Consider the following 24,382-nt stretch of genomic DNA (forward strand, 5'->3'; position numbering starts at 1 on the left):
GCGGACGGCCGGGGGTGGCTTCCGGACCTGCGGTGACCGGCTCTAAGAGATCCCCTAGCGTTGGCGGGCGCTGGACTCTAGAGGCTCGGGGGGAAGTCCAGGGCGCCGTCGGGTACGGCGGGCAGCAGGCCGAGGTCGGCGCTGCGGCCGAGGAGTTCGCGTACGGCGGCGTGGCCTTCGTCGCCGAGTTCCGCGGTGAAGGAGTTGACGTAGAGCTCGATGTGCTGGTCGACGACGTCCGTGGCGAGTTCCTGGGCGTGCTTGAGGACGTAGGGGCGGGAGGCGGCGGGGGTGTCCCAGGCGGCGCGGACGGAGGCGCGGACGGCGTCGGCGAGGGCGGTGAGACGGGTGGCGCCGAGGCTGCGGCGGGCGATGATGGCGCCGAGCGGGACGGGCAGGGTCGTCTCCTTCTCCCATTCCTCGCCCAGGTCGGCGACGCTGTGCAGGCCGTAGTGGCGGTAGGTGAAGCGGGCCTCGTGGATGACGAGGCCGGCGTCGACGAGGCCGTCGCGCACGGCGGGCATGATCTCGTGGAAGGGCAGGACGACGATCTCGCCGACGCCGCCGGGGACGGCGCGGGCCGCCCAGAGTCGGAAGAGGAGATAGGCGGTGGAGCTCGTGCTGGGTACGGCGACGCGGGCGCCGGTGAGGCTGCCGGCCGGGCCGGTCTGCCGGCGCAGGACGAGCGGTCCGCAGCCGCGGCCGACGGCGCCGCCGCACGGCAGCAGGGCGTAGGTGTCGAGTACGTGCGGCAGGACGCCGTAGGACACCTTGAGGACGTCCAGTTCGCCGCGTTCGGCGAGGCCGTTGGTGACGTCGATGTCGGCCAGGCGCACGTCGGTCCCGGGAGCCCCGGGGATCAGGCCGTGGGTCAGGGCGTGGAAGACGAACGTGTCGTTCGGGCACGGGGAGTGCGCCAGGGTCAGTGGTGACGTCATGCGGCCCGCCTCAATCTCTGCCGTGAGTGATCCGGTGACGGCGCTCGCGCGCCCCCTCCAGGAAAGCCGCAGTGGGTGTGGGGTTTTCCCCAGACTGTCCTCCGCGAAGATGAGGGAGCCTCATCCGACGTGGCCGGAACCCCTGTGTTCCGGTCAGGGAGCGGTCCAAGTGCCGCTGTTTCCAGGAGGGTTCGGGCTCGTCCGGAAGCGGGCGGACCGGCCGGCCCGGGTCGGGTGGCGCGGCTCCGCACCAGTTCCGCCCTGCCGGATCCACGGCGGCGCGAGTCGTCCGCGAAGACGGGTGGCTCGGCCGGGGCCCGCAGACGAGTTACGTGCCACCCGCGTACTCGCACTCACTACGTGTGCCGCCAGGCACTGACCGAGGAGGTTCCCCGGTAATGGACGCAGGGCTCAAGCGTGAGCTGGAGGAGAAGGTCTACTCCGGTGAACGGCTGTCCCGCGAGGACGGCATCGCGTTGTACGAGTCGGACGAGCTGGCCTGGCTGGGCGAGCTCGCGCACCATGCGCGCACGGTCAAGAACGGCGACGTGGTCCACTTCAACGTCAACCGCCACCTCAACATGACGAACGTGTGCACCGCGTCGTGCGCCTACTGCTCGTTCCAGCGCAAGCCGGGCGAGATGGACGCGTACACGATGCGCATCGAGGAGGCGGTCCGCCTCGCCAAGACGATGGAGAGCGAGCACCTCTCGGAGCTGCACATCGTCAACGGCCTGCACCCGACGCTTCCTTGGCGCTACTACCCGCGTTCGCTGCGGGAGCTGAAGAAGGCGCTGCCGAACGTGTCGATCAAGGCGTTCACGGCGACGGAGATCCACCACTTCGAGACCATCTCCGGGCTGCCCGCGTCGGAGGTCCTGGACGAGCTGATCGACGCCGGCCTGGAGTCGCTGACCGGTGGTGGCGCGGAGATCTTCGACTGGGAGGTGCGTCAGCACATCGTCGACCACCGCACCCACTGGGAGGACTGGTCGCGCATCCACCGCCTCGCGCACTCCAAGGGTCTCAAGACGCCGTGCACCATGCTGTACGGGCACATCGAGGAGCCCCGCCACCGTGTCGACCACGTCCTCAGGCTCCGTGAGCTGCAGGACGAGACCGGCGGCTTCCAGGTGTTCATCCCGCTGCGCTACCAGCACGACTTCGTGGACATGAAGGACGGCAAGGTCCGCAACAAGCTCCAGGCGCGCACCCAGATGGCGACCGGTACCGAGGCGCTGAAGATCTTCGCGGTCTCCCGGCTGCTGTTCGACAACGTGCCGCACGTGAAGGTGTTCTGGGTCATGCACGGCCTGCACACCGCGCAGCTCGCCCTCCAGCACGGCGCGGACGACATGGACGGCTCGGTCGTCGAGTACAAGATCACCCATGACGCGGACAACTACGGCACCCCGAACAAGCTGACCCGCGAGGATCTTCTCGACCTGATCCGCGACGCCGGCTTCCGCCCCGTCGAGCGAAACACCCGCTACGAGATCATCCGCGAGTACGACGGCCCGGACCTCGCCCGCCGCGACGAGCCGCAGCCGATGCGTGTCTGACGCGCCGGGCCGCGGCGGACGGTGTGTCCTGCCGCGGCCTTCCTTCTCCCCCTTCACTCCCGCGCACCGCGGTGCGCGCTCTCACGACACGATCGGCAGACAGGCAGGTGGACATGTCCCAGCAGACGAGCGGCGAGCAGGCCTTCGAGGTCTGGATCGACCATGAGCTGTGCACCGGCGACGGTATCTGTGCCCAGTACGCGCCCGAGGTGTTCGAACTGGACGTGGACGGCATCGCCTATGTGAAAGACGAGGACGACGAGCTCCTCCAGGAACCCCGCGCGGCCACCCGGATCCCGCTGGAGCTTCTGCCGGATGTCGCCGACTCCGCCAAGGAGTGCCCCGGCGAGTGCATCCACGTGCGCCGTGTCGCCGACGACGTCGAGGTCTGGGGTCCGGAGGCGGAGAGCGCCTGAGGCTCCGCCGCCCCCGCAGCCAGTTCCGCACCGTTCACCGGGCCCCTGTGCCCGGTGCGCCGATCCCCTGGAAGGACATCCGCGTCCCATGAGTCCAAGTCCCGCGGACGATCTGTGGATCCGCAGTTTCCGTCCCGCTCCCGAAGCGGCCGAGCGTCTGGTGTGCTTTCCGCACGCGGGGGGTTCCGCCAGTTTCTACCTGCCGGTCGCCGCGGCCCTCAGTCCCGGCGTCGACGTGGTCGCGGTGCAGTACCCGGGCCGGCAGGACCGGCGTCATGAGCCGGGGCTGACCTCGGTGGCCGAACTCGCCGACCGGGTGGCCGAGGCGCTGCGGGCCTGGCAGGACCGGCCGCTGACGTTCTTCGGGCACAGCATGGGGGCGGTGGTCGCCTTCGAGGTGGCCCGGCGTCTGGAGCGGTCCGGGAGCGGACCGGTGCGGCTGTTCGCGTCGGGGCGGCGGGCGCCGTCCCGGACCCGGGACGAGAGGGTGCACACCCTCGGTGACGACCGGCTGATCGCCGAGATCCGGGCGCTCAGCGGTACCGACAGCCGGCTTCTCGACGACGAGGAGCTGCTGCGCATGGTGCTGCCCGCGATCCGTAACGACTACACGGCCGTCGAGACCTATCTGGCCGCGCCGCAGGACACCGTGCGCTGCCCGGTGACGGTGCTGGTCGGCGACGACGACCCGAAGACCTCGCTGGACGAGGCGCGCGCCTGGGAGGGCCACACGCTCGGCGGCAGCACGCTGCAGGTGTTCCCCGGCGGTCACTTCTACCTCACCGACCGGGCGGCGGACGTCCTCGCCGTCCTCACCGAGCACTTCACCGCGACGGTCTCCCGCGGGGCGTAGGACCGGCGCGGGCTGCCGGGCAGGGCCGCACACGTTCAGGCGGGCGCCGGGATGCTCCTCTCCCGGCGCGTCGCACACCCCCCCTTTGTCCCTCCTCGTTCCGTGCGCCGGGCACCGAGTACGCCCCGCCGCCCCTCTTCGACCCGCTCCGGGAGCGTCCAGAGATGACCGAACCACTCGTCGCAGAACCGTCGTCGGCGCTGCGCACCAAACGTCGCCGCCCCCGAGTCGGGCACATCGAGTTCCTCAACTGCCTGCCGCTGTTCTGGGGGCTGGCCCGTACCGGCAGCCTGCTCGACCTGGATCTGCGCACGGACAGCCCGGACGGCCTCAACAGGGCGCTGGCCGCCGGTGATCTCGACATCGGGCCCATCAGCCTGGTCGAGTTCCTGCGGCACGCCGACGACCTGGTGGCCCTGCCGGACATCGCGGTGGGCAGCGACGGCGACGTCATGTCGTGCCTGATCCTCAGTCAGGTGCCGCTGGAACAGCTGGACGGCGAGCGCGTCGCGCTGGGCTCGACCAGCCGGACCTCGGTGCGGCTGGCCCAGCTGCTCCTGGAGGAGAAGGTGGGTGTGCGGCCCGAGTACGTGGTGCGGCCGCCCGACCTGCGCACGATGATGACCGAGGCACGCGCGGCGGTCATCATCGGTGACGTGGCGCTGAGTGCCGCGCTGCACGAGGCCCCCGGACTCGGCCTCCAGGTCCATGACCTGGGCCGGATGTGGAAGGAGTGGACCGGACTCCCGTTCGTGTTCGCCGTGTTCGCGGCGCGCCGCGACTTCCTCGCCCGCGAGCCCGCTCTGGTCCACCAGGTCCACGCCGACCTGCTGGCCTCCCGGGACCTGTCGCTGCGCGAGGTGACCGAGGTGAGCGAACAGGCCTCCCAGTGGGAGGAGTTCGACGCCGGAACGCTGGAGCGGTACTACACGGAGGCGCTCGACTTCCGGCTCGGCGCGGAGCAGTTGGCCGGCATCGAGGAGTTCGCCCGCCGGGTCGGCGGTGCGGCCGAGGGCTTCCCGCCCGACGTGGCCGTACGCCTGCTGGACACCGCCCCCGAGTGAGACCCCCGCCATGACCAGGAACACCATCCACAGCCCCGGAAAGGCCGGCACCATGCCCCGACCTACCCCGTCCCCGTTGCAGTCCGTCCTCGACCGTGCCGCCGAGGGTGAGCGCATCACCCCGGAAGAGGCGCTCGACCTCTACCGTGACGCCCCGCTGCACGCGCTGGGCGCCGCCGCCGACGCCGTACGCCGCCGCAAGTACTCCGGCACCGAGCACATCGCGACGTACATCATCGAGCGGAACATCAACTACACGAACGTGTGCGTCACGGCGTGCAAGTTCTGCGCCTTCTACGCCGCGCCCAAGGACACCGCCAAGGGCTGGACCCGCGACCTCGACGACATCCTGCGCCGCTGCGCGGAGACCGTCGAACTCGGCGGCACCCAGATCATGTTCCAGGGCGGACACCACCCCGACTACGGCGTGGAGTACTACGAGAAGCACTTCTCCGCGATCAAGGAGAACTTCCCCCAGCTGGTCATCCACTCCCTCGGCGCGTCCGAGGTCGAGCACATGGCCCGGATCTCCAAGGTCGGCGTGGAGGAGGCCATCACCCGCATCCACTCCGCGGGTCTGGACTCCTTCGCGGGCGCCGGCGCCGAACTCCTCCCGGCCCGCCCCCGCAAGGCGATCGCCCCGCTCAAGGAGTCCGGTGAGCGCTGGCTGGAGATCATGGAGGTCGCGCACGGGCTGGGTGTCGAGTCGACCTCGACGATGCTCATGGGCACCGGTGAGACCAACGCCGAGCGCATCGAGCACCTGCGGATGATCCGCGACGTGCAGGACCGGACCGGCGGTTTCCGCGCCTTCATCCCGTACACCTACCAGCCCGAGAACAACCACCTCAAGGGCCGCACGCAGGCCACGCTCTTCGAGTACGTGCGGATGATCGCCGTCGCGCGTCTGTTCCTCGACAACGTCCGCCACATCCAGGGCTCCTGGCTGACCACCGGCAAGGAGGCCGGCCAGCTGACCCTGCACTACGGCGCGGACGACCTCGGTTCCGTGATGCTGGAGGAGAACGTCGTCTCCTCGGCCGGTGCCAAGCACCGCTCCAACCTGGTGGAACTGCTCACGCTGATCCGCGGTGCCGGGCGGGTGCCCGCGCAGCGCTCGACGACCTACGAGCACCTCAAGGTCAACGACGACCCGGCGAACGACCCGGTCGACGAGCGGGTCGTCTCCCACATCTCCTCCACCGCGATCGCGGGCGGCACCGCCCACCCCGAGCTGAAGCTGATCTCCGCGAACTGAGAAGTCCCACCGAACGCAGAAACAGGACGGAGAAGCCATGCCGGGCGCCATCCACGCTGAGGGCCTCGTCAAGACCTTCGGGAAGATCCGGGCTCTCGACGGAGTCAGTCTCACGGTCCCGGAGGGCACCGTGCTGGGTCTGCTGGGCCCCAACGGGGCGGGCAAGACCACCGCCGTCCGGGTGCTCACCACTTTGCTGCGCCCCGACGCGGGCACCGCCACGGTCGCGGGCCACGACGTGGTCCGCGACCCGGACCTGGTGCGCCGGTCGATCGGGCTGTCGGGGCAGTTCGCCGCCGTCGACGACCGGCTGACGGGCCGTGAGAACCTGCGCATAATCGGCGAGTTGTACGGCATGCGGGCCGGCGCGGCCCGGCGGCGGGCGGAGGAGCTGCTCGCGCAGTTCGAGCTGACCGGGGCGGCCGGACGGGTGTCCAGCACGTACTCGGGCGGCATGCGCCGGCGGCTCGACCTCGCGTGCGCGCTGGTGGTGCGGCCGTCGGTGATGTTCCTCGACGAGCCGTCGGTGGGCCTCGACCCCACCAGCCGCCTGCTGCTGTGGGAAGCCATCGACCGGCTGGTCGACGCGGGCACCACCCTGCTGCTGACCACGCAGTACCTGGAGGAGGCGGACCGCCTCGCCCGGGACATCGCCGTCGTCGACCAGGGCCGGATCATCGCCCAGGGCACACCGCGCGAACTCAAGACACGGACCAGCCGGCAGCAGATCGAGATCGTGGTGGAGCGCGCCGACCAGATCGCGGGCGCCGCCACGCTGCTGGGCCGCTTCAGCACCCGCGCACCGGACGTGGACCGGGCCAGGTCCCTGGTCTCCGCGCCGGTGGACGGCGGCGTGCACCTGCTGACCGAGGTCATCGGCGCCCTGGCCGGCGCCGGGATCGAGATCAGCGACATCAGCCTGCGCCAGCCGACCCTCGACGAGGTGTTCCTGGCCCTGACGGACCCGCCCCGCGGTGACCGGCCCGCACCCGCGATGGTGTCGGCCGGCGCGTCGAACGAGAAGGAGTGATGACCGTGGCATGGGCGGTACAGTCCCGCGGCGGGGACGCCCTGCGCCCCGCGTCCGCGGCGAAGGCGATCCACGACGTGGTCGTGATCACGCGGCGCAACATCATCAGGATGGTCCGCATCCCCGAGGTGCTGGTCCTCAGCCTCGTGCAGCCGATCGTGTTCGTCCTGCTCTTCGCCTACCTCTTCGCGGGCTCCTTTGCGCTGCCCGGCGCGGGCGGCCCTGAGGCCTACCGCGAGTACATGATGCCCGGCTTCTTCGCGCAGACCATCGCCTTCGCGACCGCCAGCAACAGCAGCGTGGGCATGGCCAACGACCTCAAGAGCGGCATGGTCGACCGGTTCCGCTCGCTGCCCATGTCCCGCGGGGCGCTGCTGACCGGCCGCGCGCTCGCCGACCTGGTGCAGAACTCCGCCGTGATCGTGGTGATGGTGGGCTGCGCCCTGATCGTCGGCTGGCGCATCCACCACGGATTCCTGCACGCGGGCGCGGCGTTCGGGCTGCTGCTCCTGCTGGGCTACGCCCTGTCGTGGGTGGGTGTGCTCATCGGTCTGTCGGTCCGCGCGCCGGAGGCCGCCGCGACCGGCAACTTCCTGTGGCTGTTCCCGCTGACCTTCCTGTCCAACGCGTTCGTCGCACCGTCCACGCTCCCGGCCCCGCTGCGTTTCGCGGCGGAGTGGAATCCGCTCACGGCCACCGTCCAGGCGGCCCGTGACCTGTTCGGCAACCCCGGGCTGCACGCGACGACCGGCTGGCCCGCCGAGCACGCCGTGGCGGTGTCCGTGACGTGGTCGGTCGTCATCGCCCTGGTGTGCCGGACGCTGGCGGTGCGCCGCTACCGCTCGTCCGCCGCCTGACCGCAGGGAGTCCGAGGAGCGTGAGTGACATGTTCCGTGCCGATCTCGTCCGGCCGCTGCACGAACTGCTCGCCGAGCACGCCGAGCAGCGGCCGCGGCAGCCCGCGTTCCGCGACGCTCACCGCTCGGTGACGTACGCCGAACTCGCCCTGCGTACCGCCCGGGTGGCCGGCCATCTCGCCGAACTGGGCCTGGAACGCGGCACGCGGGCCGTGATCTACCTGCCCAACCGGGTGGAGACGGTGGAGAGTTACCTGGCCGTCACGCGGGCGAGCGCGGTCGGTGTCCCGCTCAACCCGCAGTCGACCGACGCCGAGCTGTCCTTCCTGCTGGACGACTGCGGGGCCCGGATGGTGATCACCGGGGTGGCCCAACTGCCCCAGGTGCGCCGGGTCCTGGTCGACCGGCCGGGGGTCGCGGTCGTCGTGGTGCCGGACCCCTCCGGGCCCGGGGAGGAGCACGGTCTGCCGCGCTACGAGACGCTGGCGACGACCTGGTCGATACGTCATCCGCCGCGCGACGACCTGGGCCTGGACGAGCCGGCGTGGATGCTCTACACGTCCGGCACCACGGGCCGTCCCAAGGGCGTGGTCTCCACCCAGCGGTCGTCGCTGTGGGCGACCGGCGCCTGCACCGCCCCGGTCCTCGGGCTGTCGCCGCGGGACCGGGTGCTGTGGCCGATGCCGCTGTTCCACGCCGTCGCGCACAACGTGTGCGTGCTCGGGGTGGTGGCGGTCGGCGCGACGGCCCGGATCACCGACGGGCTGGCGGCGGACGAGATCCTGCGCGCGGCCCGCGAGGAGCGCTCCACCTTCCTCGTCGGGGTGCCGACGATGTACCACCACATGGTCGAGCGGGCCCGGTCCGACGGCTTCGACGCCCTGGCGGACCTCAGGCTGTGCATGGTCGCCGGCTCCTCCTGCCCGGTGTCGCTGCACGAGTCCTTCCGTGCCGCGTTCGGACTGCCGCTGCTGGACAGTTACGGCAGCACCGAGACCGGCGGCGCGATCACCACCAACCTCCCCGAGGGCCCGTACGTGCCGGGCTCCTGCGGGCTGCCCGTACCGGGACTGACGCTCCGTCTGACGGACCCCCGCACCGGGGAGGAGGTGCCCGGCGGGGCGGAGGGCGAGGTGTGGGTCTCCAGCCCGGCGCTGATGCTGGGCTACCACCGCCAGGACGAGGCGACGGCGTCCGTGCTGAGCGACGGCTGGTACCGCACCGGGGACATCGCCTGGCAGGACGAGGCCGGGTACGTCACGATCAGCGGCCGCCTGAAGGAACTCATCATCCGCGGCGGCGAGAACATCCATCCCGGCGAGATCGAGAAGGTGCTGGGCCGGGTGGAGGGGGTCGCGGACGCGGCCGTGGGCGCGAAGCCGCACGACACGCTCGGCGAGGTGCCGGTGGCCTACCTGGTGCGCGGGCCCGGCGGCATCGACCCGGACGCGGTCCGGGCCGCGTGCCGCGCGGAGCTGTCGGCGTTCAAGCTGCCCGAGGAGCTGTACGAGGTCGACGAGATCCCGCGCAACCCCGCCGGGAAGATCGCCCGCAAGCGTCTGGCCGGGCTGCCCGGCCGGCTGCTGTGGCGCAGGGCCCGGGCGGCGGAGCAGTCCTCGCGGGTCTACGAAGGGGCCCTGGAACTGGGCCTGGTGGACGGCGCGCACCCGCTGCTGCAGGCCGCGGTCGAGCTGCCCGGCGGGGACGGCGTGCTGTTCACGGGCCGGCTGCGGGGCGGCGGGCACGCTCCGCTGCCGTCGCGCACGGTGGCCGGTAGGGCCGTCGTGGCGCCCGCGGTGCTCGCCGAGCTGGTGCTGCACGCCGGGGACCACGTCGGCTGCGGACACCTGGTGGAACTGAGCACCGGCGAACCGCTGGTGCTGCCCGAGCGGGACGGTGTCCAGCTGCGGGTGAGCGTCGGGGCCGCCGGTGACGAGGGCGTACGTCCCGTGACCGTGCACGCCCGGCGGGACGGCGGGGGCGCGGCCGGGCGGCCCTGGACCCGCCACGCGTCCGGCACCCTCGCGCCCGGCCTCCCCGACCCCGACGACCCGGGTGAACCGGCCGTGTGGCCGCCCGCGGGTTCCCGGCGCGTCCCCTTCGAGGAGCTGCCGTCCGGCGACGGCGTGCCGCGCGAGCTGCGGACGGTGTGGCGGCGCGACGGCGAGCTGTTCGCCGAGGTCGCGCTGCCCGACGACAACCGTGAGCAGGGAGCCCTGTTCGGACTGCACCCGGCGCTGCTGGACGCGGTGCTGCGGCCCCTGCTCCTGCACACCCGGGTGGATCCGGCGGTCCAGGCGCCCGCGCCGGACGGCTACGCAGACGGCCTGTGGTGGCCGGACGCCTGGCACGGGGTGACGCTGCACGCCTCCGGGGCGTCCGTGCTGCGCGTGCGGGTACGGCCGCGGCCCGACGGCGGATTCGGCATCGAGGCCGCCGACGCGGCCGGCGATCCCGTACTGAGCGTGGAGTCCGTGACCTCCGGCGGACTGACCCGCTCCGCGCTGGCCCGGGCGTCGGCCGTCCAGCAGGACGGCCTGTTCGCCCAGGTGTGGGACGACGTGCGGCTCACGCCGGCCGCGCGGCACGGCGACGAGCGGTGGGCGGTGGTCGGCGACGACCCGCTGCGGGTCCGCGCCGGTCTGATGGCCGCCGGGCGCTACTCGGAGACGTATCCGGACCTCGGCGCCCTCGCGAAGGCCGTCGCGGACGGCGGCGCGCCGCCGCACGTGGTGGTCGTCTCCCCCGCGTCGGCCGCCGCCGGAAGCGGGGCGGACGTCGCGGACGCGGTGCGCGGCGCCGTGCGCGAGGGACTGGAGTGGGCGCGCCGGTGGGGCGATCCGCTGTTCGCGGACAGCCGGCTGGTCGTGCTGACCCGGGACGCCGTGCCCGCCTGGGACGGTTCGACGGTGCCGGACCTGCCGGCCGCCGCGCTGTGGGGGCTGGTCGGCGCGGCGCAGGACCGGGCACCGGGCCGTTTCCTGCTGGTCGACACGGACGCCTCCAAGCGGTCCTGGCGCGTCCTGCCCGACGCGGTGGCCTCCGGCGAACCCCGGCTGGCGCTGCGCGGCCGTGCGGCGCGCGCGCCGCGAATCGAACGCGTCGGGCCCGGCGCCGGCGCACCGGTGCCGGCCCCGCGCGGCACGGGCCCGCTGCTGGTGGTGCGGGCCGGGGCGACCGCACCGGTCGGGCGTCTGCAGGCCGGACTCGGCTCGCGTGAGGTGCTGTTGGCCGACACCGCGGGGCCGGACCCGGACACCGCGGCGGAGGCAGGGGTGCCGGGCACGTCCGTGGCCGGGTGGGACGCGGCGGACCCGGTGGCGTCCGTGCGCCCGCTGCGGGCGGCCGGTCCTTCGGCCGTGCTGTTCGCGGCGGCCGTGCACCTCGCCTCCGAGGGACCCGACGGCGATGTCGACGCGGTGCTGCGGCCGGTCGTCGACACCGCGCTCGCCCTCGGCGACGGGCTCGCGCCCGGGGACGTGGACCTGTTCGTGCTCAGCTCCCCGGCCCCCGCGGCGGCCGCCCCCGGGCTGGTCGCCGAGGCCGCCGGCGCGTTCCTGGACGCGTGGGCGGTGCGGCTGCGGGCCGGCGGTGTGCCGGCCGTGTCGGTGCGCGGGAGCGACCTGGACTCGCGGGAGGCCCTCGACCTCTTCGACGCGGCGCGCTCGCTGGGGCTGCCCGCGGTCGTCGCCGCGCGCACCCCGCTGGGCGGCACCGGCTCCCGGGGCCCGCTCACCGGCTCGGCCGCGCTGCGGCGGGGGCTGGTGCGCGGTGCGGGCCGCCGGGTGGCCCGTGACGCGGTGGCGGACCCGTCCGGGCTGCGGCACCGGCTGGCGGCCCTGTCGGACGCGGAGCAGGAACACTCCCTCATCGACCTGGTACGCACGCACTTCGCCGCCTCCCTCGGGCTGCCCGGCGGCGCCCAGGTGCCGCCGGACGGCGAGACCCGGGAGCTCGGCTTCGACTCGCTGACGGCGCTCACCGCGCGCAACGCGCTGGTCGAGGCGACCGGGCTGCCCCTGTCGGCGGCCGTGGTGTTCGACTTCGCCACGCCGGCCGGGCTCGCCCGCCATCTGAAGAAGGAGCTGCTCGCCCGCTGAACCAGCCTGTCCGACAGGCCCGTTGAGGCGGGTTCCCCGGCCGGGCGGTGCGGCACCTGACGGTGGTGCCGCACCGCCCGGCGCCGTCGTGACGCGGGAGGTCCGCCGTCATGACGCCGCACGACACAGAACGCCCGAAGGCGGAAGAGGAGAAGAAGCCGGATGAGGGTCGAGAACGTGCACATCGAATCGCTGGGCGTCGTGCTGCCCGAGTGGGCCGACGCCCTGCAGGCCGTGGCCGAAGGGAGGCTGGACGGCGAGATCCAGGCGGCGAACGGGCTGACGGGCACCCATGTCGCCGGTGACGTGCCGGCCATGGACCTGGTCGTGGCGGCCGCGCGGACCACGCTGGAGCGCTCGAAGACCGATCCCGAGGACCTCGGGGCGTACATCCACAGCGCCGTCCACTACCAGGGCCCCGACGGCGCCTACCCGCCCGGCTACATCCTTCGGGAGCTGGGCCTGGGCAACATTCCCGCGCTCTACCTCCAGCAGGGCTGCGACGGCATGCTCAGCGCCCTGGAGGTGGCGATCGGCAAGCTCACCGGGGCCGCCGGGGCGGGTTCGGTGCTGCTGACGACGGGCGAGAACTTCTCCTCGCCGCAGATGGACCGGTGGAAGGGCTTCGGCCAGGCGTACATCCTCGGCGACGGCGCGGCCGCGGTGCTGGTGAGCGACGAGGAGGGCTTCGCCGAGGTGCGCTCCCTCAACTCGGGGGTGCTGCACGAGCTGGAGTCGTGGCACCGCGGGGACGGGCCGCTGCTGCTTCGCGAGGACACCGGAACGGTGGCCGGCATGGTCGAGCGGGCCGAGCAGTTCAGTGAGCGGATGCCCCTGTCGGAGACGATGGAGAAGCTGACCCTGTTCGGCCTGGACATGATCCACCGGTCGCTGGTCGACGCCGGCCTGAACGCGTCCGACCTGACCAAGGTGGTGCCGATCAACATGGACGGCCGGATGATCGAGTACTCGATCATGCTGCCGCTCGGGCTGACCATGGCGGAGTGCAGCTGGGACTTCGGCAGGACGGTCGGGCACGTGGGCGGCGCCGACGTGTTCATCTCCCTGGAGCACCTGGTGCGCACGCGCGAGGTGGTGCCGGGCGACAACGTCCTGCTGTTCTCCCAGGGGCCGGGATGGCTGTGCAGCGCGGCCGTGCTCACCATCACCGACACGCCGCACTGGGCGGTCTGAACACCGCCCCTCCGTCTCTTCCGCTCTTCCGCTCTTCCGCTCTTCCGCTCTTCCGCTGCGCACGTTGCCCCCTGTGTCCGGTCCGGACGCAGGGGGCATCGTGTCGCGCGTGGTGGGTCAGCCGTCCTGGTCCAGGCTCTCCAGCCATGCGTCGGTGGCGCCGGCGGTGCTGCGGGCGTGGGTCTCCATCATCGTGAAGTGGTTGCCGGGGACGTCGATCGTGGTGTGCGCCCGCTCCCACGACGACTGCCACTCCTCCCGCTCCAGGGGGCCGTTCGGGTCGGCGGGCACCGGGGGCTCGCTGGAGCGCACCAGGACGACCGGGCTGTCCAGCGGCCCCGGCTCCCATTCGCCGATGAGGCTGATGTACCAGCTCATGGCGGTCAGCCGGTCGGTGTCCATGTGGGCGAACATCGACTCGCGGTCGAACATGCCGCCCAGCATCTGCTGGGAGAACTTCAGGAACGGTGAGTCGGCGCGCGGCATGTAGGTGTCGAGCAGGACCACGGCGGCCGGGGGCCTGCCCTGCTCCTGGAGGTGCCGGGCGGCGGCCAGGGCGAGGATGCCGCCCGACGAGGAGCCGACGAGGACGACGGGGCCGTCGCCGACGGTCCTGGTGACCGCCTCGGCCTGGAGCGCGGCGACGGCGTCGAACGAGGCGGGCAGTGCCTCACCGGTGCCGAACCCCTGGGTGGGCAGGGCCCATACGTCGCGCTCGCCGCGGAAGGCCGAGGCGAACCGCGCGTACTGGTGCACGCCGGCCAGCGCCACGTAGGAGCTGAAGCAGACGAACGGTGTGCCGGTCTCGCCCTTGGAGAGCCTGATCGGCTCGGGCACCGTGGTCAGTTCCCGCGGGGAGGCGAAGGTCGGCCGCAGTGCGGCGGCGGCCTGGAGCAGGGCGAAGCCCTCGTCGACGCGGCCGCTCTCGCAGGCCTGCTTGAACAGGCCGCTGAGGGTGTCCCCGGTGTGCGCGGCGGGCCGGGCGGCCGGCGCGGCCGGGTCGCCGCCGGTGGGCGCGTCCAGCAGCCGCTGGTCGAGGTGGGCGGCGAGCAGTTCCGGGGTGGCGTGGTCGAACAGGAGGGTCGGCGGCAGGGGCAGGGCCGTCGCGGTGGCGAGGTGGTTGCGCAGTTCGACGGCGGTCAGGGAGTCGAAGCCCTGCTCGGTGAAGAGCTGGTCGGCCTCCACCGCGTCGGCGGACGCGTGTCCGAGGACCGCCGCGGCCAGATCGCGGACCAGGGCGAGCAGTGTGGTGCGGCGCTCGGCCGGGTCGAGTCCGGCGAGCCGGGCGGAGGTGGTCGGTGCCGGCCGGGCGCCCGCCGCGCTGCGGCGGCCGGCCGGGCGGTCCGCGGGCCGCAGCAGGGCTTGCAGGGCGCCGGTGCCGGCGGTGGTGTCCATGGCGATGAGGGCGGGGCGGTCGGTGGTCAGCGCGCTGTCGAGCAGGAGGAGTCCGTCCTTGGTGGACAGCGGCCGCATGCCGCCGCGGGTCATGCGGCGGCGGTCGGTGTCGGAGAGGCCGGAGGTCAGGGCGCTGTCGCTCTCCCACAGTCCCCAGGCGAGGGAGGAGGCGGGCAGGCCGTGCGAGTGCCGGTGGGAGGCGAGGGCGTCGAGGAACGCGTTGGCGGCGGCGTAGTTGGCCTGGCCCGGGGAGCCGAAGGTGCCCGCGGCGGAGGAGAACAGGACGAACGCGGACAGGTCGTGGTCCGCGGTGAGTTCGTGCAGCAGCCAGCCGCCGTCGGCCTTGGGGCGCAGGACCCGCTCGAAGCGTTCGGGGTCCAGGGCGGTGACCGGTTTGTCGTCGACGACGCCGGCGGCGTGCACCACGCCGGTCAGGGGCCGGTCGGCGGGGACGGCGGCGAGGAGGCGTTCGACCTGGGCGCGGTCGGCGGTGTCGCAGGCGACGAGGGTGACGTCCGCGCCGAGTGCGGTGAGTTCGTCGCGCAGCGCGCCGGCGCCGGGGGCGTCGGGGCCGCGGCGGCTGGTGAGCAGCAGGCCGCGTACGCCGTGGGCGGTGACGAGGTGCCGGGCGAGGGTGCTGCCGAGGGCGCCGGTGGCCCCGGTGACCAGGACGGTGCCGGACGCCAGGGCGGGCGCCTCGGTGCCGGGCTCGGCCGGGGCGAGTTCGGGCAGCAGGACCCGGCCGGCGCGGACCGCGCTCTGCGGGTGGACGGCGGCGACGGCGGCGAGGAGGGCGTGTTCGTCCGTCTCGTCGGGGGTGCCGGGAAGGTCCACGAGCTGGAAGCGGCCGGGGTGTTCGGCCTGGGTGGAGCGGACCATGCCCCACAGGGCCGCGCCCGCCAGGTCCTGGATGCCGCCGTCGTCGTCGGTGGCCACGCAGGACCGGGTGACGAACACCAGGCGGGAGGCGGCGAAGCGTTCGTCGCCGAGCCAGCCGCGGATCAGGTCGTGGGCCGGGGTGAGCGCGGAGCGGACGGTGCCGGGGACGTCGCGTCCGTCGTCGGGGCGGTGGCCGTCGGGGGCGACGAGCACGACGTCCGGCAGGGTCATGCCGGTGTCCACGGCCTTGCCGAGCGCTTCGAGGTCGGCGTACGCCTCCAGGTGGACGCCCGCGGCGTCGACGGCCCGGGCCATCCGGTCGTCGCCCTCGCCGAGGATGATCCAGCGGGCCGATTCCGGGTGGGGTGCGGCCGGGGCGGGCCGGGCGGCGTTCCAGGCCAGGCGCAGCAGTCCGGGTGCCCGGTCGTCGTGTTCGTGCGGCCGGGCGGCGGCCACGGCGCGCAGGGTGAGGGACTCGGCGGTGGCGACGGGGTGGCCGTCGGTGTCGGCGACGAGCACGGAGAACCCGTGGTCGTGTCCGGCCGGTGCCAGCCGCACCCTGAGGGCGGTGGCGCCCTCCGCGTGCAGGGTCAGGCCGCTCCACGCGAAGGGCAGCATCGGCTCCGGCGACTTCCCGGCGCCGCCCGGGAGTGCGACGAGCAGTGCCTGGGTCGCCGCGTCCAGCAGGGCGGGGTGGAGGCCGAAGCGCGGGGCGTCGGCGCGGTGCTCCTCGGGCAGCGCGGCCTCGGCGAACACCTCGTCGCCGCGCCGCCACACCCGGCCCAGTCCCTGGAAGCCGGGCCCGTAGTCGAAGCCGGCCTCGGCGAACCCTTCGTAGTGGCCGCCGGCGGCGACGGTCTCGGCGCCGTGCGGGGGCCAGACGCTCAGGTCGGCCGGCGCGGCCGGGGCCCGGGTCTCGGGGGCGAGGGTGCCCCGGGCGTGCTGTTCCCACGGCGTGTCGGTGTCGGTGTCGGCGGGGCGCGCGTACACGCCGAGGGCGCGCCGGCCCCGCTCGTCGGGTGCCTCCACGGTGACCTGGAGCTGGACGGCGCCCTCGCGGGGGATCACCAGCGGGCTGTGCAGGGTGAGTTCGGCCAGGTGGCCGCAGCCGGTGCGGTCGCCCGCGTGGACGGCGAGGTCGAGGTAGCCGGTCGCGGGCAGGATGACCTGGCCGAGCACGGTGTGGTCGGCGAGCCAGGGGTGGGTGCGCAGGGACAGGCGTCCGGTGAACAGGACGGTGTCGGAGCCGGCGGGGCTGAGGGCGGCGCCCAGGAAGGGGTGGGCCGCCGGTTCCAGGCCGGCGCCCTGGAGGTCGCCGGTCCAGGGGGCGCTGGGCAGCCAGTAGCGCTCGTGCTGGAAGGCGTAGGTGGGCAGCGGTACGGGCCGGGCGCCGGTGAACAGGGCGGGCCAGTCGGGTTCGGTGCCGGTGGTGAACAGCCGGCCGAGCGCGGTGAGGAGGCCGCGGGTCTCGGGGACGTCCTTGCGGACGGCCGGGACGAGGTGGGCCTCGGGGCGGTCGGGGTCGTCCAGGGCCGCCGCGGCCAGGGTGGTCAGGGTGGCGTCCGGGCCGATCTCCAGGAAGCGGGTGACGGCGAGGTCGTCGCGGAGGTGGCGGACGGCGTCGTGGAAGCGGACCGGTTCGCGGACGTGGCGCACCCAGTACTCGGGGTCGGTCAGCTGTGTCGCGTCGACGGGCTCGCCGGTCGTGCCGGAGACGAAGGGCAGCGTCGGCGCGGAGTAGGTGAGGCGTGCGGCGACGGACCGGAAGGCGTCGAGGACGGGGTCCATGAGCGGCGAGTGGAAGGCGTGGCTGACGCGCAGCCGGGAGGTCTTGCGGCCCTGCGCCGCCAGCTGGTCGACGACGGCGGTGACGGCGTCCTCGGTGCCGGAGACGACCGTGGCCGCGGGGCCGTTGAGGGCGGCGATGCCGAGCGCGGCCTCCCGCCCGGCGAGCAGCGGCAGCACCTCCGCCTCGGAGGCCTGCAGGGAGGCCATCGCGCCGCCCGGGGGCAGTTGCTGCATGAGGCGGCCGCGGGCGGCGACGAGGGTGCAGGCGTCCTGGAGGGAGAGGACTCCGGCGACGTGGGCCGCGGCGAGTTCACCGACGGAGTGGCCGGTGACCTGGTCGGGCACGATGCCCCAGGACTCCAGCAGGCGGTAGAGGGCGACCTCGAAGGCGAACAGGGCGGGCTGGGCGTGCTCGGTGCGGTTCAGGACCTCGGCGGCCGCGGCGTCGGAGCCGTCGTCGCCGCCGAGGACGATCTCGCGCAGTCCGGGGAGGTGGGCGCAGGCCGCGTCGAAGGCCTCGGCGAACACGGGGTGGGTCCGGTGGAGTTCGCGGCCCATGCCGGGTCGCTGGGCGCCCTGGCCGGTGAACAGGAACGCGGTGCGGCCGGCGCCGCGCGCCACGCCGGCCGGGGTGCGGGGCTCGGACCGTCCCTCGGCCAGCGCGGTGAGGGCGTCGGTGAGTTCCGCCCGGTCGGCGCCGAGGACGACGGCCCGGTGTTCGAAGGCGGTGCGGGTGGTGGCGAGGGACAGTCCCACGTCGCGGGGGTCGGCCTCCGGCCGGTCGGCGAGGTGGGTGAGCAGGCGGCTCGCCTGGTCCCGCAGGGCGGTGGCGCTGCGGGCGGTGAGCACCCAGGGGGTGACGGGGGCGGGGGTGCCGGTGGCCGCGGGTGCGGCGGGTCCGGTGTCGGCGGGCCCGTCGGGTTCGTGTTCGGTGGCGGCTTCGAGGATGACGTGGGCGTTGGTGCCGCTGATGCCGAAGGAGGAGACGCCGGCGCGGCCGGGGCGGCCGTTCTCGGGCCATGCGACGGCCTCGGTCAGCAGCCGGACGTCGCCGGCGTCCCAGTCGACGTGCGTGGAGGGCCGGTCGACGTGCAGGGTGGCCGGCAGGACTCCGTTGTTCAGGGCCAGGACCATCTTGATGATCCCGGCGACGCCGGCGCCGGCCTGGGTGTGGCCGATGTTGGACTTCACCGAGCCGAGCCACAACGGCCGCTCCGCGGGCCGGTCCTGGCCGTAGGTGGCGAGGACGGCCTGGGCCTCGATGGGGTCGCCGAGCATGGTTCCCGTGCCGTGCGCCTCCAGGACGTCGACGTCCGCGGTGCCGAGGCCCGCGTCGGCGAGCGCGGCGCGGATGACGCGCTGCTGGGAGGGCCCGTTGGGGGCGGTGAGCCCGTTGGAGGCGCCGTCCTGGTTGACGGCGGAGCCGCGGACGACGGCGAGGACCCGGTGGTTGTTGCGGCGGGCGTCGGACAGGCGCTCCACCAGGAGCATGCCGCCGCCCTCGGAGAAGCCGGTGCCGTCGGCGGCGTCCGCGAAGGACTTGCACCGGCCGTCGGCCGCCAGGCCCCGCTGCCGGCTGAAGTCGAGGAACAGTCCGGGGGTGGACATCACGGTGACGCCGCCGGCGAGCGCGAGGTCGCTCTCGCCGGAGCGCAGCGACCGCACGGCCAGGTGCAGGGCCACCAGTGAGGAGGAGCAGGCGGTGTCGACGGTGACCGCGGGCCCTTCCAGGCCGAAGGTGTAGGAGATGCGGCCGGACAGGACGCTCGCCGAGTTGCCGGTGCCGAGGTGGGCGCCGGCGTCCTCGTCGAGGGCGAGCGGCCGGGAGGAGTAGTCCTGGTAGTTGGTGCCGGCGAAGACACCGGTACGGCTGCCGCGCAGTGTCCCCGGTTCGATGCCGGCCCGCTCGAACGCCTCCCAGGACATCTCCAGCAGGTGTCGCTGCTGCGGGTCCATCGCGGCGGCCTCGCGCGGGGAGATGGTGAAGAACGCCGGGTCGAAGTCGGCGAACCCGGTGAGGAAGCCGCCGGCCCGGGTGGAGACGCCGCCGCGTCCCGGCTCGGGGTCGTGGAGCGCGTCGAGGTCCCAGTCGCGGTCGTCGGGGAAGGGGGTGATCGCGTCGGTGCCGGCGGTCAGCAGCCGCCAGAACTCCTCGGGGGTGCTGACGTCGCCGGGGAACCGGCAGGCCATGCCGATGACGGCGATCGGGTCGTCGTCGTCCGCGCGCCGTACGTCCAGGGCCGCGGACGCGGTGGGCGCCGGGGGGCTCGCGGGGGCGAACGCGGCGCCGAGGTGGTCGGCGAGCGCGGCGGGCGTCGGGTAGTCGTAGACGAGGCTGGTCGGCAGGCGCAGGCCGGTGGCCGCGTTGAGGGCGTTGCGCAGTTCGACGGCGGTCAGCGAGTCGAAGCCGAGTTCCCGGAAGGCCCGGGTGGGTTCGACCTCGTCGGGGCTGGGGTGGTTGAGCACGTAGGCGATGTGGGCGCGGACGAGGGCGAGCAGGGCGCTGCGGCGGTCGCTGTCGCCGAGTGGGGCGAGCTGTTCGGCGAGGCCGGTCCCCTCCCCCGGCGCGGGCTCCGGTGCGGTGCCGCGGGTGCCGGCCAGGGCCTGCCGTGCTTCGGGCAGGGCGGCGTAGAGGCGGCGCGGGCGGCCCTTGGCGAGTTCGGCGCCGAACGCCTCCCAGTCGATGTCGGTGACGACGAGGGTGGTGTCGTCGTGGTCGAGGGCGTGCTGGAGGGCGGTGACGGCCGTCTCGGGGTCCATGAGGCGCACGCCGTGGCGCTCCAGGCGTTCGCCGACGGTGCCGGCGGCCATGCCGCCGTCGGCCCAGCCGCTCCAGGCGACGGCGGTCGCGGGCAGTCCGCGGGCGCGGCGGTCCTCGGCGAGGGCGTCGAGGAAGGCGTTGCCGGGGGCGTAGTTGCCGTGTCCGGGGCTGCCGAAGACGCCGGAGGACGAGGAGAACAGGACGAAGGCCGACAGGTCGAGGCCGGCGGTGGCGGAGTCGAGGTTGAGGGCGCCGCCCACCTTGACGCGCAGCACGTCGGCGAGGCGTTCGGGGGTGAGGGAGCCGATGACGCCGTCGTCGAGGACGGCGGCGGTGTGGAAGACGGCGGTCAGGGGCCGCTCGTCGGGTATCGCGGCGACCAGGCGGGCGAGGTCGCCGGGGTCGGCGATGTCGCAGCGGGCGATGGCGGCGCGGGCGCCGAGGGCGGCGAGTTCGGCGGCGAACTCGGCGGCGCCGGGCGCGTCCGGGCCGGAGCGGCTGACCAGCAGCAGGTCGCGGGCGCCGGAGCGGGCGAGCCAGCGGGCGACGTGCCGGCCGAGTGCGCCGGTGCCGCCGGTGACCAGTACGGTGCCGTCGGGCTGCCAGCGGCGGCCGGTCGGCAGGGCGCCGGTGGCCGCGCGCAGCAGTCGGCGGCCGAGGACGCCGGTGGCGCGGATCGCGACCTGGTCCTCGTGGTCGCGGCCGGCCAGCACGGCGGTGAACCGGTCGGCGGCGCGCTCGTCGAGGACGGCGGGCAGGTCGACGAGACCGCCCCAGAGATCGGCCTGTTCGAGGGCGACGACCCGTCCGAACCCCCAGACCATCGACTGGACGGGCGCCTGCGGGGCGCTGCGCGCGTCGGTCGCGACGGCGCCGCGGGTGGTGAACCACACGGGGACGTCGGCGCCGAGGTCCTGCAGCGCCTGGACGAGGGCGACGGTCCCGGCGGACCCCCTCGGTACGGCGGGCAGTGCGGGCAGCGGGTCCTCGTCGAGGGCGAGCAGCGAGACGACTCCGGCGGCGTCGGCGGCACGGTTCGTGGCGGCGGGCGCGGTGGGCGCGGCGGGCTCCGCCGCGGGACCGGCGCTCCCGGTGAGGGCGGCGGCGACGGCGGTCCGGTCGGCCGCGCAGTCGACGGGGACGGTCACCGGGGTGGCGCCGGCGCGCCGCAGGGCGGCGGTCAGCGCGGTGGCCTCGGGGCCGTCCTCGCGGCCCGTGGGGACGACGACGAGCCAGCGGCCGGTGAGGGCGGGGGCGGGTCCGTCCTCGACGGGCTGCCAGGCGATGCGGTAGCGCCAGGAGTCGGCGACGGCGGTCTCGGCACTGTGGCGGCGGTAGTGCGCCAGCGCCGGGACGAGCCGGGAGACGGCGTTCTCGTCGAGGTCGAGAGCGGCGGTCAGGGCCGTGACGTCGCCCTGCTCGACGGCGTCCCAGAACGGTCCGTCGGTGGTGCCCCGTGCGGTGCCGGCGGCCGCGGCCCGGGTGAACTCGGGCCAGTAGCGCCGGCGTTGGAAGGCGTAGGTGGGCAGGTCGACGCGGCGCGCCGGGGTGTCGTCGGTGGCGCGGAGCTCGGCGCAGCCCTGGACGTGGAGTTCGGCGAGCGAGAGCAGGAAGCGGGCGGGGCCGCCGTCGCCGCGGCGCAGGGTGCCGACGACCACGCTGTCGGCGGCGCCGGCCTCGTCCAGGACGTCGCCGAGGACGGTGGTCACCACGGGGTGGGGGCCGACCTCCACGAAGACGCGGTGGCCCGCGGCGGCGAGCGCCTCGACGGTGTCCCCGAGGCGGACGGTCTGCCGGACGTTGCGGTACCAGTAGTCCGCGTCCAGCGTGGTGGTGTCCTCGATCCGGCCGCCGGTGACCGTGGAGTGGAACGGCACGTCGGCCGGGCGCGCGGCGACGGGCGCGAACGCGGCGAGCAGGTCGTCGCGCACCTCCTCGATCTGCGCGGAGTGCGAGGCGTAGCCGATGGCGACGCGGCGGGCCGGTACGCCCTCGTCGGTGAGTTCGGCCCGCAGGGCGTCGAGCGCCTGCGTCTCGCCGGAGACGACGACCGCGCGGGGGCCGCTGAGCGAGCCCACGGAGATCCGCCCCTCCCAGCGGGCCAGGCGGCGTTCCACCTCGGCGAGCGGCAGCGGTACGGAGAGCATGCCGCCGCGGCCGGCGAGCGGGGCGAGCGCGCGGCCCCGGGTGACGACGATGCGGGCGGCGTCGGCCAGGGTGAGGGCGCCGGCGACGTGCGCGGCGGCGATCTCGCCCTGGCTCTGGCCGGCGACGGCGACGGGCCGCACCCCGTGGGACCGCCACAGGCGGGCGAGCGCCACGCAGACCACGAACAGGGCGGGCTGGACGATGTCGACGCGGTCCAGCGGCGGGGCGCCGTCGACGCCGCGCAGCACGTCCAGCACCTTCCAGTCGGTGTACTCCTCGACGGCGGAGGCGACTTCGGTGAAGTGGGTGCGGAACACCTCGTCGGTGTCGAGGAGTTCGGTGGCCATGCCGGGCCACTGCGGGCCGTGTCCGGGGAAGACGAAGACGGGTCCGCCCTCGGTGTCGGCGACGCCCTTGACCACGGTGGGTGCGGGCGTGTCCTCGGCGACGGCGGTGAGGCCGGCGAGGAGTTCGGGGGTGTCCCGGGCGACGACGACGGCGCGGTGTTCCAGGGCGGAGCGGGTGCGGGTCAGTGCGCGGGCGAGGTCGGCGGGGTGCGGGGCGGGGTGCTCCCCGGAGGTCAGGTGGTCGTGCAGGCGCCGGGCCTGGGCGCGCAGTGCGGTGTTCGTGCGTGCGGACACCGGGAAGGCGAAGGGGCCGGTGGCCGCGGTGGCCGGCGGCGTGTCGGTGCCGGTGGCGGGCTGTGCGGTCTCCTGCGGTGCCGGGGGCTGCTCGAGGATGACGTGGGCGTTGGTGCCGCTGACGCCGAACGAGGAGATGCCGCAGCGCAGCGGCCGGTCGGCGGCGGGCCAGGGCCGGGCGTCGGTGAGCAGTTCGACGTGTCCGGCGGACCAGTCGACGTGGGTGGAGGGCCGGTCGACGTGCAGGGTGGCGGGCAGGTGCCGCTCGCGCAGCGCGAGGACCATCTTGATGACGCCGGCGACTCCGGCGGCGGCCTGGGTGTGGCCGATGTGGGACTTGACCGAGCCGAGCAGCAGGGGCCGGTCGGCGGGCCGGTCCTGGCCGTACGTGGCGAGCAGGGCCTGTGCCTCGATGGGGTCGCCGAGGCTGGTGCCGGTGCCGTGCGCCTCGACGGCGTCCACGTCGGCCGGGGCCAGGCCGGCGGAGGTGAGCGCCTGCCAGATGACGCGTTCCTGGGAGGGTCCGTTGGGGGCGGTGAGGCCGTTGGAGGCGCCGTCCTGGTTGACGGCGGAGCCGCGGACGACGGCGAGGACGGGGTGGTTGTTGCGGCGGGCGTCGGACAGGCGCTCGACGACGAGGACGCCGGCGCCCTCGCCCCAGGCGGTGCCGTCGGCGGCGTCCGCGAAGGCCTTGCAGCGGCCGTCGGCGGCGAGGCCGCGCTGCCGGCTGAACTCCAGGAAGACGGTGGGCGTCGACATGACGGTGACGCCGCCGGCCAGCGCGAGGTCGCACTCGCCGTTGCGCAGGGCCTGGACGGCCAGGTGCAGGGTCACCAGGGAGGACGAGCAGGCGGTGTCGAGGGACACCGCGGGGCCCTCCAGGCCGAGGGTGTAGGAGACGCGGCCGGACAGGACGCTCGCGGAGTTGCCGACACCGTCGTCGCCCGCGTTGTCCGAGAGGCTGAGCAGGGTGGTGTAGTCCTGAAGGTTGGTGCCCGCGAACACGCCGGTGCGGCTGCCGCGCAGCCCGGCCGGGTCGATGCCGGCCCGTTCCAGGGCCTCCCAGCAGATCTCCAGCAGGAGGCGCTGCTGCGGGTCGGTGCCGACGGCCTCGCGGGGCGAGACGCCGAAGAAGCCGGCGTCGAAGTCCGCGACGCGGTCGATGAATCCGCCGGTGCGTGTGTAGCTGCGGCCGGGGGTGCCGGGCTCGGGGTCGTACAGCGAGTCGGTGTCCCAGCCGCGGTCCACGGGCCACTCGGTCATGGCGTCGTCGCCCGAGCCCAGCAGCCGCCACAGGCCCTCGGGGTCGCTCACGCCGCCGGGGAACCGGCAGCCCATGGCGACGATCGCGACGGGTTCGCGGTTGCGGGCCTCGGCCTCGCTCAGCCGTTGCCGCGTCTGGTGGAGATCGGCCGTGACCTTCCTCAGGTAGCCGAGGAGCTTCTGTTCATCGCTCATGCGTGTTCACCCGTTCCCCGGTCCTGTGTCCGTTCGCCGT

General features: G+C 74.2%; 11 protein-coding genes. 9 read left to right on the forward strand and 2 right to left on the reverse strand.

Features of this window, described 5'->3' with window-relative positions:
• Positions 1-77: 77 nt before the first annotated feature.
• On the reverse strand, positions 78-938 hold the full coding sequence (locus tag OG199_RS00375) for a 1,4-dihydroxy-6-naphthoate synthase (protein ID WP_401810109.1): 861 nt from the start codon (positions 936-938) through the stop codon (positions 78-80).
• Between the two features lie 398 nt (positions 939-1,336).
• Here OG199_RS00375 and mqnE point away from each other — a divergent pair, with 398 nt between their 5' ends.
• From mqnE to OG199_RS00420, 9 genes are all read left to right on the forward strand, one after another.
• The gene (mqnE, locus tag OG199_RS00380; RefSeq protein ID WP_401810111.1) at positions 1,337-2,500 is read left to right on the forward strand and encodes an aminofutalosine synthase MqnE; all 1,164 of its coding nucleotides are present in this window, start codon (positions 1,337-1,339) and stop codon (positions 2,498-2,500) included.
• Positions 2,501-2,613: 113 nt separating this feature from the next.
• Positions 2,614-2,916: a ferredoxin gene (locus tag OG199_RS00385; protein WP_168525150.1), complete on the forward strand. Its 303-nt coding sequence runs from the start codon at positions 2,614-2,616 to the stop codon at positions 2,914-2,916.
• Positions 2,917-3,004: 88 nt separating this feature from the next.
• Complete coding sequence (locus OG199_RS00390; RefSeq protein WP_401810113.1) at positions 3,005-3,769, forward strand: thioesterase II family protein; 765 nt, start codon at positions 3,005-3,007, stop codon at positions 3,767-3,769.
• 164 nt (positions 3,770-3,933) lie between these two features.
• Positions 3,934-4,833, forward strand: a complete 900-nt coding sequence (locus OG199_RS00395) for a menaquinone biosynthetic enzyme MqnA/MqnD family protein (protein WP_405827182.1) — start codon at positions 3,934-3,936, stop codon at positions 4,831-4,833.
• Positions 4,834-4,885: 52 nt separating this feature from the next.
• Entirely contained in the window at positions 4,886-6,091 is a 1,206-nt protein-coding gene (mqnC, locus tag OG199_RS00400; RefSeq protein ID WP_405834369.1) for a cyclic dehypoxanthinyl futalosine synthase, read from the forward strand.
• A 37-nt stretch (positions 6,092-6,128) separates the two neighbouring features.
• Positions 6,129-7,121: an ATP-binding cassette domain-containing protein gene (locus tag OG199_RS00405; protein ID WP_405827184.1), complete on the forward strand. Its 993-nt coding sequence runs from the start codon at positions 6,129-6,131 to the stop codon at positions 7,119-7,121.
• Positions 7,121-7,978, forward strand: coding sequence for an ABC transporter permease (locus OG199_RS00410; RefSeq protein WP_401809973.1), 858 nt, complete (start codon positions 7,121-7,123; stop codon positions 7,976-7,978). Before OG199_RS00405 ends, OG199_RS00410 begins: the two co-directional genes overlap by 1 nt.
• 29 nt (positions 7,979-8,007) lie before the next feature.
• Positions 8,008-12,078 (forward strand): AMP-binding protein, encoded by a 4,071-nt coding sequence (locus OG199_RS00415; protein WP_405834371.1) that lies wholly within the window; start codon positions 8,008-8,010, stop codon positions 12,076-12,078.
• Positions 12,079-12,240: 162 nt separating this feature from the next.
• Positions 12,241-13,272 (forward strand): ketoacyl-ACP synthase III family protein, encoded by a 1,032-nt coding sequence (locus OG199_RS00420; RefSeq protein WP_168525164.1) that lies wholly within the window; start codon positions 12,241-12,243, stop codon positions 13,270-13,272.
• 117 nt (positions 13,273-13,389) lie between these two features.
• Here OG199_RS00420 and OG199_RS00425 read toward each other — a convergent pair whose 3' ends face one another.
• Positions 13,390-24,342, reverse strand: a complete 10,953-nt coding sequence (locus OG199_RS00425) for a type I polyketide synthase (protein ID WP_405827187.1) — start codon at positions 24,340-24,342, stop codon at positions 13,390-13,392.
• Positions 24,343-24,382 lie beyond the last annotated feature (40 nt).

Source organism: Streptomyces sp. NBC_01176 (genome assembly GCF_045039825.1).
GTDB lineage: Bacteria > Actinomycetota > Actinomycetes > Streptomycetales > Streptomycetaceae > Streptomyces.

Excerpts from the sequence above, each read along its gene's own strand:
- OG199_RS00375 (WP_401810109.1), bottom strand. The coding sequence starts at position 938 with ATGACGTCACCACTGACCCTGGCGCACTCCCCGTGCCCGAACGACACG.
- mqnE (WP_401810111.1), top strand. The coding sequence starts at position 1,337 with ATGGACGCAGGGCTCAAGCGTGAGCTGGAGGAGAAGGTCTACTCCGGT.
- OG199_RS00385 (WP_168525150.1), top strand. The coding sequence starts at position 2,614 with ATGTCCCAGCAGACGAGCGGCGAGCAGGCCTTCGAGGTCTGGATCGAC.
- OG199_RS00390 (WP_401810113.1), top strand. The coding sequence starts at position 3,005 with ATGAGTCCAAGTCCCGCGGACGATCTGTGGATCCGCAGTTTCCGTCCC.
- OG199_RS00395 (WP_405827182.1), top strand. The coding sequence starts at position 3,934 with ATGACCGAACCACTCGTCGCAGAACCGTCGTCGGCGCTGCGCACCAAA.
- mqnC (WP_405834369.1), top strand. The coding sequence starts at position 4,886 with ATGCCCCGACCTACCCCGTCCCCGTTGCAGTCCGTCCTCGACCGTGCC.
- OG199_RS00405 (WP_405827184.1), top strand. The coding sequence starts at position 6,129 with ATGCCGGGCGCCATCCACGCTGAGGGCCTCGTCAAGACCTTCGGGAAG.
- OG199_RS00410 (WP_401809973.1), top strand. The coding sequence starts at position 7,121 with ATGACCGTGGCATGGGCGGTACAGTCCCGCGGCGGGGACGCCCTGCGC.
- OG199_RS00415 (WP_405834371.1), top strand. The coding sequence starts at position 8,008 with ATGTTCCGTGCCGATCTCGTCCGGCCGCTGCACGAACTGCTCGCCGAG.
- OG199_RS00420 (WP_168525164.1), top strand. The coding sequence starts at position 12,241 with ATGAGGGTCGAGAACGTGCACATCGAATCGCTGGGCGTCGTGCTGCCC.
- OG199_RS00425 (WP_405827187.1), bottom strand. The coding sequence starts at position 24,342 with ATGAGCGATGAACAGAAGCTCCTCGGCTACCTGAGGAAGGTCACGGCC.